Annotated in this window: 8 protein-coding genes; 4 read left to right on the forward strand and 4 right to left on the reverse strand. The window is 55.3% G+C overall.

Annotated elements, in window-relative coordinates; translation table 11 throughout:
* Positions 1-178 precede the first annotated feature (178 nt).
* Positions 179-1,192 (reverse strand): zinc-binding alcohol dehydrogenase family protein, encoded by a 1,014-nt coding sequence (locus tag Q4C79_RS12155; protein WP_303091286.1) that lies wholly within the window; start codon positions 1,190-1,192, stop codon positions 179-181.
* A gap of 101 nt (positions 1,193-1,293) precedes the next feature.
* On the opposite strand from Q4C79_RS12155, the gene Q4C79_RS12160 reads away from it, so the two are divergent.
* Positions 1,294-1,653 (forward strand): helix-turn-helix domain-containing protein, encoded by a 360-nt coding sequence (locus Q4C79_RS12160; protein WP_303091287.1) that lies wholly within the window; start codon positions 1,294-1,296, stop codon positions 1,651-1,653.
* Positions 1,654-1,907: 254 nt separating this feature from the next.
* Here the strand turns inward: Q4C79_RS12160 and Q4C79_RS12165 are convergent, their stop codons facing one another.
* Both Q4C79_RS12165 and Q4C79_RS12170 read right to left on the reverse strand, forming a co-directional pair.
* A complete protein-coding gene (locus Q4C79_RS12165) occupies positions 1,908-3,698 on the reverse strand; it encodes an aminopeptidase P family protein (protein ID WP_303091288.1) in 1,791 nt (596 codons plus the stop codon).
* A 52-nt stretch (positions 3,699-3,750) separates the two neighbouring features.
* Entirely contained in the window at positions 3,751-5,202 is a 1,452-nt protein-coding gene (locus Q4C79_RS12170) for an oligopeptide:H+ symporter (RefSeq protein WP_303091289.1), read from the reverse strand.
* A gap of 448 nt (positions 5,203-5,650) precedes the next feature.
* On the opposite strand from Q4C79_RS12170, the gene Q4C79_RS12175 reads away from it, so the two are divergent.
* From Q4C79_RS12175 to Q4C79_RS12185, 3 genes are all read left to right on the forward strand, one after another.
* Positions 5,651-6,562 (forward strand): MoxR family ATPase, encoded by a 912-nt coding sequence (locus Q4C79_RS12175; protein ID WP_303091290.1) that lies wholly within the window; start codon positions 5,651-5,653, stop codon positions 6,560-6,562.
* Positions 6,546-7,487 carry a DUF58 domain-containing protein gene (locus Q4C79_RS12180; protein ID WP_303091291.1) on the forward strand — a complete coding sequence of 314 codons (942 nt, stop codon included), beginning with the start codon at positions 6,546-6,548 and terminating at the stop codon, positions 7,485-7,487. Before Q4C79_RS12175 ends, Q4C79_RS12180 begins: the two co-directional genes overlap by 17 nt.
* 414 nt (positions 7,488-7,901) lie before the next feature.
* Positions 7,902-9,881: a DUF3488 and transglutaminase-like domain-containing protein gene (locus Q4C79_RS12185; protein WP_303091292.1), complete on the forward strand. Its 1,980-nt coding sequence runs from the start codon at positions 7,902-7,904 to the stop codon at positions 9,879-9,881.
* A gap of 215 nt (positions 9,882-10,096) precedes the next feature.
* Here the strand turns inward: Q4C79_RS12185 and Q4C79_RS12190 are convergent, their stop codons facing one another.
* Positions 10,097-11,242 (reverse strand): glycerate kinase, encoded by a 1,146-nt coding sequence (locus tag Q4C79_RS12190; protein ID WP_303091293.1) that lies wholly within the window; start codon positions 11,240-11,242, stop codon positions 10,097-10,099.
* Positions 11,243-11,367: the final 125 nt, after the last annotated feature.

The raw sequence follows: 11,367 nt of genomic DNA on the forward strand, positions 1-11,367 counted from the left end.
GTACTGTCTGCGGCTTGCTGCCTTGTATCGAAAATTAATTAAATCTGCTATAGCGTGGATTAACACATTTTTGAATACCAGGCAGCAAGCGGAGATCGGTAAGGCGCAGCAACGCCGTAGCAAAAGCTAAGTTAATCCGCTATAACTCACGATAGCGGCTTGCCAAACCGTTCTCCGCTCATTCTCGGCTGAGCACCACTTTCCCTATGCGGTCTCCCCGTTCCAACAATTCGTGGGCCAAACGCAGATTGGCCGCATTGATGCCCTTAATCTCATGGTTCAAGGTGGATCGGATTTGTCCTGTATCTACCAAGCGGGCCACTTCCGTCAACAGTTTGCCTTGTCCGCTCATATCGGCCGTTTCATACAAGGGGCGGGTGAACATAAATTCCCAATGTAAAGACAGGCTTTTGCTTTTCAGCGGGGTAATGTCCAGTACGTCCGGGTCGTCAATTAGGGCGATGCGGCCTTGGGGAGCAATGAGATCGATGATTTGGTGCAAGTAGGTTTTCGTATGGTTGGTGGAGAAAACAAAAGCCGGTTTGCCGATGCCGATGGCGGCGATTTGCTCCGGAAGGTCTTCGTGATGGTTAATGACATGATCGGCGCCCAACTCCAAGCACCATTGCTGGCTTTCGGCGCGTGAAGCGCTGGCAATCACGGTTAGTCCGGTTAATTGCTTGGCAAGCTGAATGGCCATGGAGCCTACGCCGCCTGCTGCGCCGATAATTAGAAGTGCATCGGCGGCACCGGCCACAGGTTGACGGATGTTCAGGCGGTCAAATAGTGTTTCCCAAGCGGTAATTGCCGTCAGCGGTAAAGCAGCGGCATGGGAAAAGTCCAAGCTGTTAGGCTTGCGGGCCGCAATCCGTTCGTCTACGGCAACATAATCGGCATAGGCTCCCTGCCGGTTGATGCTGCCTGCAAAATAGACTTCGTCTCCGGGTTTGAAAAAAGCTGCATCATTGCCTACTGCTTTTACAATGCCAGCTGCATCCCATCCCAATACGCGGTATGTATTTTCAGCAGGCGTATGTGAAGCGCGGACTTTCACATCGGCGGGGTTAACAGCAATGGCACGGACTTCCACCAGAATATCGCGCGGACGCAGCTCGGGTTCGGGCAGGTCGATATCTTGCAGCGAAGCGGGATCAGAAATGGGTAACGGGCGGTTGAAACCAATGGCTTTCATGATAAAACTCCCATGGGGCTTAAAAAAGCCGTATCATGCCGTCTGAATCGCAACTTAACAAGAACGCACTTATTTTTCATATAGTTACATAAAGGTTACTTATGAGCAGAATACCGCACCAACAATTTAACTGTGCCGAAGGCTGTTCCGTAGAAGCTGCACTTGCTGTAATCGGCGGCAAATGGAAGGGCACGATACTTTACCGTCTTTTTACCGACGGCGTATTACGCTTTAATGAAATCCGCCGTATCTTGCCCGATGTTTCACAGCGTACGTTGACGGCGCAACTGCGCGCGTTGGAACGTGACGGAATTATCTGCCGGACGGTATTTCCCGAAGTGCCGCCGCGGGTGGAATACCGCTTGAGCCGATACGGTAAAACTTTACAAGAAGCAGTTATGGCTTTGAAAGCATGGGGGGATGAACATCAGCGTCAACAAAAGCATGATGAGGCTAAATAGATTGGAGCCGATAGTAATTTGTTTTGTATCGAAAATTAATTAAATTATTGTATGTGTGGTTTGAGTAATAAAAATGCCTGTCTGAAAAAAGCCCCGGTATTTTCAGACAGGCATAAAACTTTTAAAACTTTGCGCCGCCGCTTGATCCGGCCATCTGATGGATTGGAAAGAACACCAATACATCAGCCAACCGCAGTAGGGCGCAAAACTTTTGCTGCCGCCTTGCAGTTGCAAGAATATCAAGCTTCGGCGGCTCAAACCGCAGCGGTGCGCTCTTCCAGCCACGTCCGCGCCGCGCCTTCCACCAGGGGCAGCAGTTTTTCGCGCACTTCGGCGTGGTAGCGGTTCAGCCACTCGGTTTCGGCAGCCGTCATCAATACCGTATCCACCAAGCGGGTGTCGATCGGGCACAGGGTAACGGTTTCAAAACACAAAAAGCGGCCGAACGCGGTTTCGGCGGGGTTTTCCACCGCTTGGTTGACCACCAGGTTTTCAATGCGTATACCCCATTGCTGCGGGCGGTAAAGGCCGGGTTCGTTGGAAGTGAACATGCCGGCTTTCATCGCGTGGTTGGGGTTGGGGGCGGCATGGTAGGAAATCACCTGCGGCCCTTCGTGCACGTTGAGGAAGTAGCCCACGCCGTGCCCCGTGCCGTGGCCGTAGTCGCATTGCGCCTGCCATAAAGGGGCGCGGCAGATGGCATCCAACATCGGCGACAGAATATTTTCGGGAAACACCGCCTGCGCCAGCGCGATATGGGCTTTGAGCACCAGCGTGAAATCGCGTTTTTGCGCGGCGGTAGGCGTGCCGACGGGCATCACGCGGGTAATGTCGGTGGTGCCGCCCTGATATTGGCCGCCCGAATCAATCAGCAAAAGGCCGTTGCCGCTGATGACGGCGTTGGCTTCGGGCGTGGCGCTGTAATGCGGCAGCGCGCCGTTGGCATTGTAGCCGGCGATGGTGTTGAAACTGGGCGAGATAAAATGCGGGCGGCGGCTGCGGTGCGCCAGCAGCAGGGTGTCGATGTCCAGCTCGGTAACGGTTTCACCGTTTGCCAGCTTCTGCTCCAATTCGGCGAAAAATCCGCACAAGGCCGCGCCGTCTTGGCGCATGGTTTCGCGGATATGGGCAATGTCGGCGGCGGATTTGATGGATTTGAACAGGGTGGAGGGGTTGATGCTTTCCACCAGCCGCACGCTGTCGGGCAGTTGCGCCAAAGTGCTGACCGCCGTTTTGGCAGGGTCGAGCAGCAGGCTGCCGCCAATCTGCGACAAAGCGGCCGCCGCTTCATGGTAACCTGCGGTGCCGATGCCGGCTTCGGCCAACACGGCGCGGGCGGCAGGCGTTAAGGCTTCGGGCGCGGCAAACAGCGTAGCCTGATTTTGCCCGATCAGCAGGTAAGACAAAAACACGGGATTGAACGGCACGTCGCTGCCGCGCAGATTGGTGAGCCAGGCGGTGTCATCCAACGAAGAAATCAGGTGGTAATCGGCACCTTTTTCCTGCATGGCCGCGCGCACCCGCGCCAGTTTTGCCGCCGCGCTTTCGCTCACAAAAGCGGCATCGTGCGGGTAAACCGGCGATTGCGGCAGGGCGGCGCGGTTTTCCCAAATGGCGGCGAGAATATCGCCATCGTGCGCCAAACTGATGTTTTTTGCCGCAAACGCGCTTTCCAACTGGCGCTTGGCCGCCAGCGACAGCATATCGGGCGCCACGCCCACGCGGGCGTTTTCAGGCAGGCTTTCGGCCAAATCTTCCACATGGGTTTTGCCGAAACCGAGCTTTTGCAGGGTGATGCCGCTGCCGGCAAGCTGCTGTGCGGCCTGTTCCCAATAGCGGCTGTCCGCCCACAAATCGGCGCTGTCTTTTTTCACCACCAGCGTGCCGACCGAGCCGGTAAAGCCGGAAACATACACCCGCGCCTGCCAGTGCTGCGGCAGGTATTCCGATAAATGCGGGTCGGCCGAGGGGATAATCCACGCATCAAACCCTTGCGCGCTCATGGCTTGGCGCAAGGCGGCCAAACGTTGGGAAGGCGTATTCATACTTAAAATTCTCCGGGAAATGATATTTTCTACAATTAATCTGCGGCACGCATCAATCCACGCCTTTGAGCAGGCTGTTCAGCACCGGCACCAATGCCAGCAGCACCGCGCCCGTTGCCAAACCTGCCGTGCCGATCAAACGGTAAAACGAAGCGGCGGATTCCACCGCAAAATATTCTTTAAACAGCAAACCGCCCAGCGTAAACCCCAGCGACAGAGCCAAAAAATTCAATGCCACCATTTGGGTTTTGAAGTGGGACGGCGCGATTTTAGTGGCCAGCGATAAGGAAATCGGCGAAATCAGCAACTCGGCAATGGTAATGCCCAAAATCACCAACGCAAACACTGCCAGCGGCATCACCGCGCCCGATGCGATAAACGGCACGAAACACCAATACGATGCGCCCAGCACCATCACCGATAATGCGAATTTCAACGGCGTTTTCGGCTGCTTTTCTCCCATTTTCGTCCACATCGCCGCCATCAGGCCGGAAAACAGCACCACCCACAGGCTTTGCAGCGAATCTTTCCACGATACCGGAATGGTGAAGCCGCCGATGTTGCGGTTGGCCGTTTCGTCGAAATACACCGTAACCGACGTAAACACCTGAAACCACAGCGCCCAAAAAATGCAGATTACCGCAAACAGCGGAATATAGGCGGTGATGTAGCGCTTGTTTTGCGCTTCCACGCCCGATCCGCCGAGCAGGCGCACGAAATAAACCAAAGTGGCCAGAATCACCGTACCCAGCAACACTTTTGAAAAGTTCTCCAGATTAATCAGCCCCGCGCCCACGGCCACAGCCAAGGACGCAATCAAAACAGCCGCAACCGCAGCCGCTATTTTGCCCTTGCCTGCGGGCAGCGGATATGGCGCGGGTGTGGGTGGCAGCGATTTGCGTCCGCGCGCATATTGCAGCAGGCCGAACGCCATGCCCACTGCCGCCGCACCAAAGCCGTAGTGGAAACCCAACCGGTTTTGCAGCAGGCCGGTTAAGAGCGGGCCTAAAAAACCGCCGATATTGATGGAAATATAAAAAATCGAGAAACCGGCATCGCGCAGCGGTCGCAATTCTTCGCTTTCATACAGCGAGCCTACCATCGAGCTGGCCGAAGCCTTCACGCCGCCGCTGCCCAGCGCAATCAGCACCAGGCCGCACAGCAAACCGGCCAAGCCCGGAATCACGGCCAGCGCGATATGCCCGGCCATCACCATCATGCCCGAATAAAACAGCGTGCGCTCCGCGCCCCACAAACGGTCGGCCAGCCAACCGCCCAAAATGGTGGAAAGGTAAACGCTGCCGCCGTAAGCGCCGACGATACCGCCCGCCACCGCCTTATCGATGCCCAAACCGCCTTCGGCGGTTTGGTAATACAGATAAATCAGCAGGATGCCCTGCATGCCGTAAAACGAAAAGCGCTCCCACAGCTCAATCTGAAACAGCGAGGAAAGTTGCCACGGGTGCCCGAAAAACTTGCGTTCGCTCTCTAAAGATTTGCTCATTATTTCTCTCCTCTGATTAGGGGCTGTTGGTTAAAAATAATGGCCCCCGGGTTGGTATCTTTGCAAAATTCGAAAAATATAACGAGAGATTCCGCCATGCCGGCATGAGTTTTGCAAAGTTTTCAGGCTGTAAAACCGCATTTATTTTTTTATTTTTAATTTAACAGATAATATCCATGAAGAATAGTTGGTTTTCCTGTTCGATGCTCCGAATCAATCGCCAAGCATGGCGTTTGATTAGGCAAAATCGTTTTACACGATGAGCCGGCTTCAAACGGTAGCGGGTTATTGTTGTGCATACGGAACCAAGCTTATGCCTGTCTGAAAAAATATCGCAGCCAACTATCATATGGGCAGGGGCAAATGCTAAAATACGCGGCTTGCATTTATTCGCGCTTGCGCGGGATAAAAGCTTAAAACTCTTTGAAAACGAAAGAAAAATAAAATAATGAATGCTCAAATTCAAAACGCATTACAGCAGCTCGATCAGGTGATTCTGGGTAAGGAGACGGTTTTACGGCAGATTTTCGCTTGTGTGTTGGCGGGTGGCCATGTGTTGTTGGAAGATGTGCCGGGGGTGGGCAAGACCACCTTGGCGCACGGAGTGGCGGCGGTATTGGGTTTGAATTACCGCCGGGTGCAGTTTACCAACGATATGCTGCCCTCGGATTTGCTGGGGGTGAGTGTTTACCGCCCGAACGAGGGTAAGTTCGAATTCCATCCGGGTCCGGTGTTTCATCATTTTCTGCTGGCCGACGAAATCAACCGTGCTTCGCCCAAGCTGCAATCGGCTCTGTTGGAGGCGATGGAGGAGCGGCAGGTTTCGGTGGACGGCAAAACGTATCGTTTGCCCAAGCCTTTTTTGGTGGTGGCGACGCAAAATCCGGTCGAACAAATCGGTACTTTCCCGCTGCCGGAGTCGCAGCTAGACCGCTTTATGATGCGGCTGAGTATGGGCTATCCTTCGGCTCAAGCGGAAAAGCAACTGTATTTCCAAGGCGACCGCCGCCAAACGCTGCCGCAGCTGCAGGCGGTGTGTAATGCGGAAATATTGGCAGGATGGATGCAGGAGGTGGCGGCGGTAAAAGTATCGCAGGCAGCGGCCGATTATGTGTTCCGTTTGGTGGAGGCCACCCGCCAGCCGGGCCGGTTTGTGTTGGGTTTGAGCCCGCGCGCAGGATTGGCGGTGGTGGCGGCTGCCAAAGCGTGGGCGTTTATGCAGGGGCGCGGCCATGTGTTGCCCGATGATGTGAAGGCGGTTTGGGTGCCGGTAGCCAACCATAGGGTGCAGGCGGTGCAACAGCAACAAAACAGCGAAATGCTGCTGAAGGATTTGCTTGATCATGTGGCGATCGCCTGAGGAGCGGCTGGCGCCGGTTGAAGGTGCGCCGCAATGGAAAAGCTTGGTGATACGGCCTACCCGCTTGGGGGTGGGCCTGTTGGTGATGGTGGCGCTGTTGTGGTTGGTGGGCTTGCAGTATCAGGTGAATCTGGCTTATGCCGTGGCGTTTTGGCTGCTGGGTTTTGCCGGTGTGGCGTTGTTATTGAATCTGCGCCAGCTGCTGGCTTTGCGGCTGGATGTGGCCATGCCGCATGAAGTGTTTGCCGGTGGCGAGGCCGTGTTGCAGGTGTCGGCAGGGGAAAATGTGCGCCGCCGTTGGTTGTGGTTGTGCAATGAAGATGATTTTGTGAACGACCCTAAATCAGCAGCAATTTGGCGGGAATGGCAGTTGCCGGCGGGGCGGGGCGAGCCGCTTGACTGGGCGGTACCGGCTTTGCGCCACGGTTATCTGCGGATTCCGGTGTTGCGCAGTGCCAGTTTGGCGCCGTTTGGCCTGTATATGGTGCAGTGTTCGTGGTCTTGGAACACGCAGATGGTGGTGTATCCGGCGCCGTTGCCGCATACGCCGGACACGTTAACGCAACCGGACGGCGAGGAAGATACATCGCGCCCGCCCGTGCAAGGCGGTGATGAAATCGCCTATTTGCAGGCACATCAAGAGGGCATGCCGCTTAATCATATTGCTTGGAAAACTTATGCGAAAACCGGCCAATTGTTGGATAAACGCTTCGATATGCCGCAATCTGCGGTGCGCAGTATGGTGATTTCTTATAAGGATTATCCGTCGGTGAGCCATAAAGAGCGTTTGGCCGGCCTGTTGTGCCACCGGGTGCTGGAGGCCGAACGTTCGGGGCTGCCTTATGTGTTGGAGTTGCCGCGCCGCACCATTGCTCCGCAGAAGGGGCAGCGGGAAATCGCGTTGACGGCTCTGGCTTTGTTATAGCGGCGAATGCCTGTCTGAAAACGTACGCCGATGTTTTCAGACAGGCATTTGTTTTGAAATGCCTGTCTGAAGAAATATAAGGCGTATGAAATAATCTGGAATATATAGCGGATTTAATTAACTTTCGATACAAGGCAGCAAGCCGCAGACAGTACAAGTAGTACGGCAAGGCGCAGCAACGCCGTAGCGAAAGTTAAGTTAATCCGCTATAGCCAAGCAAATTAAGAAAAAGTAGGAGCATCATACCCGGGCTTGGCCCGAGTATAACGAGACAGTTATTACAATTGAAGTTATCCGCCATATACGGCGGGCACACTTTATTTAAAAGGGGCGGCAGCTTCCGCCGGGAAAATTTTTACTCTATTGCGCCGCGCAATGATGCAACGTTAGCGGGCGCGCACTGCTCATATAATTATGTTTATCCAAAATCCTCCCTTTCTCAACCACCAGCCGCGCCCAAGCGTGCAGCTGGCGGTTTTGCTTACCCTGTTATGGGCGGCGTTGCCGTTGGGCTTGAGTTTGCCTGCCGGCATCATGCTGCTGTTTTGCGTGCTGTTGGCGGTACGCTTCCTCTTGGTACAGTTACGGATCGGCAAAGTTTCGCTGCTGCTCGTGTTATTGCTGCTGATTGCCTCGGCTTTGCTGGTGTGGCAGCAATTGGGCACCGTTATCGGGCGCGACGGCGGTATTTCCTTTTTATTGCTGATGATTGTGCTGAAGGCTTATGAGGGCGGTACGCGCCGCGATTGGCAAGTTTTGCTGCTGGCCATGTTGTTTTTAATCGGCTCCAGCGTATTGCTTAACCAAAGCCCGCTCACCGGTTTGTGGGTGTTGAGCAGCCTGTTGGCGGTGTGTTTGTGTTTCGCCATGCTGGGCGGGTTGCCGGCGCGCCAGGCGTTTGGCCGCAGCCTCAGCGCGCTGTTGCTTACCTTGCCGCTGATGGTGGTACTGTTTGTGACGGTGCCGCGTAAAAACGAGCCGTTGTGGCGGATTCCGCAAACGCAGGGCGGCCAGGCCAAAACCGGCCTATCCAATACCATGAGCCCGGGCAGTATCAGCAATTTGGTACAGAGCGACGAGCATGTCGCCAATATCACGTTCAGCGGCACTGCGCCTGATAAACGGCAGATGTATTGGCGCGCCATTATCATGGCCGAATTCGACGGTAGCACTTGGCGCGCGCTGCCTGAGCAGTTGATGGACAATTCCGTCGGCCGCCGCGCCGTTGCCGGGCGCACGGTGAACTACCAAATCGTGGTGCGCGACCAAGCCGGTGCGTTACCGGCGCTGGATTATCCCGGCGGCGCTTTGCCGCAGGGTACCGTGATGCGCTCGGGCGACATCATTCGCGCACAGCGCAGTCGCGAAGGTTTGCGCCGTTTGAGTTTGCAAGCTTCGTTGGGCGAGCAATTGCCGCAGTCGCTCACCACTTCGCAATACAGTTTCTACACCCGCTTGCCCGGCGGTAACGAGCGCACGCGCCAGCTGGCCGCCGGTTGGGCGAAACAAGCCGGCAGCAGCCGCCAAATCATCAAAAGAGCGCTGGATTATTACCGCCGCAATGGCTTTAGCTACACCTTGCAACCGCCGAAAACCGAAGGGCGCGACGGGGTGGATGCTTTTATGTTCGGCAGCAAACAAGGTTTTTGCGAGCATTACGCCCAAAGTTTTGTGGTGATGATGCGTGCCGCCGGCCTGCCGGCGCGGGTGGTGACCGGCTATTTGGGCGGCGAATACTTCGAGAACGGCGGGTTCTGGCAACTTCGCGGGCGCGATGCCCATGCTTGGGCGGAGGTTTGGTTGCCGGAAGAAGAGGCGTGGCTGCGGGTGGATCCTACTGCCGCGGTTTCGGAAAGGCGTGCGGCCGGCGGTATCCAGCAGGCTTTGCCGCAGGCCGAGCAACAGGTATTCGAGCAAAACAACGGCAACTGGCAGCGTTGGTCGGCTACCGGCCAATATTATTGGCAGCAATGGGTGGTGAATTACGACCAGACCCGTCAAAACCATCTGCTGGCCTCGTTGGGCTTGGCGAATTTCGGTCGCCCCGCTTTGCTGCTGGTGTTCGGCTTGGGTATTTTGCTGGCTGCCTTGCCGCTGGTTTGGTGGTGGCGCCGCGGCCGCTGTCAAGACATCCGTCCGCTGGATGACGGACTGAACTTAATCAAACAAACCCTGCTCGGCCGCGATGACCCGAAATTGCCGGGCATTACCGGCAGCGAATTGGTACGGCTGATGGCGGATAACGGTATGCAGGATGAAAAACTGGTTGCCTTGCTGAAGCAGTACGAACATTGGCATTATGCTTCAGACAGGCCTGTGAGCGAGCGCGAACAGCGTGCCTGGTTCAAGCAGGTGAAGAAAGTCTTGAAGCCTTATCACCAAGGGGAGGGCTAGGGTGTCGACTTAGAGTAAATCCGCCATAAAGTACGTACGCCATACTTGAGCCAAGCACAAGTATGGCGTATATATTTTGATGTATAGCAGATTAACTTAACTTTCGCTACGGCGTTGCTGCACCTTGCCGTACTACTTGTAATGTCTGCGGCTTGCTGCCTTGTATCGAAAATTAATTAAATCTGCTATATTCTGAAAAGGTCTCAGCCCGGAAATTAACGTGTCTGCCGGTTCATTCCCAGTTGCCATACTGCCGCCACTTGTTCGGCGGTGCGTTCCACATTATGAGCGGCGCTGGCAAGAATATCGGTTAGCGAAGCGGGCGCGGCAATGGTGGGAAATACTGCTTTAAATCCCAAGGCGTTCAATGCCGCAGCATCGCCACCAACCGAGCCGGCAATGCCGATTACCGCAATGCCTTGCGCCTGAGCCGCTTTCAATACGCCGCTGGGTACTTTGCCGAAAGCGGTCTGGCCGTCCATCCTACCTTCTCCGGTTACCACCAAATCAGCTCCTTTCAGACAGGCATTCAAATCGGTTTCGGCCATCACCATCTCAATACCGGGCAGTAATTGCGCGTTCAATACGCTTCGCAAGGTAAAACCCATGCCGCCGGCAGCGCCGCTGCCCGCTTGGTCGCGGCTGTCGGCAAAACCATGGGCGGCGATGATATCGGCGTAATGGGAGAGTGCGGTGTCCAACGCGACGACCATTTGCGGCGTTGCGCCTTTTTGCGGGCCGAATATTGCGCTGGCACCTTGTGCGCCGCACAGCGGGTTGGTGACGTCACAGGCCGCTTCAAAATGGCATTCGCGCAGCGCAGCCGGTACCGCTTCGTCGTTGACGGCGGATAAGCCGGCCAGAGTAGCGCCGCCTACAGGCAGAGGTTGCCCGTTTTGATCCAATAATTTGAAGCCCAATGCTTGCAACATTCCTGCGCCGGCATCATTGGTGGCGCTGCCGCCCAAGCCGAGAATAATATGACGGCAACCGCGCGAAAGGGCGTGGAGTATGAGCTGGCCGACACCGAACGTACTGGTGTGCAAGGGGTTGCGCTCGTCTGCCGCCACTAAATGCAGGCCGGCGGCTTCGGCTATTTCGATAACGGCGCGGTTACCGGGCAGCAAACCGTAACGGGCAAAAATCGGCCGGCCAAGCGGATCGTGTACTTCTGCGGAAATCCATTCTCCGTTCAAGGCGTTGACCAGTGCGTCGGCAGTGCCCTCACCTCCGTCGGCCATCGGCATACAAATATATTCCGCCTGAGGAAATACCTTGGCAAAACCACGCTGCATGGCGGCGGCGGCTTCTGCGGCAGTTAGGCTTTCTTTGAATGAATCAGGAGCAAAAACGATTTTCATGGCGAGATCCTAAAGTAGGCATAAGACGGATTATCCTATCATGATGAATATGATGCTTGGTCGTTTTTCAAGCTTGAATTGACAATCTAAGTGCAACAAATGCGAAGAGGTGCCCATAAAGCAGT

This window comes from Neisseria sp. (genome assembly GCF_030523955.1).
Taxonomy (GTDB): domain Bacteria; phylum Pseudomonadota; class Gammaproteobacteria; order Burkholderiales; family Neisseriaceae; genus Neisseria.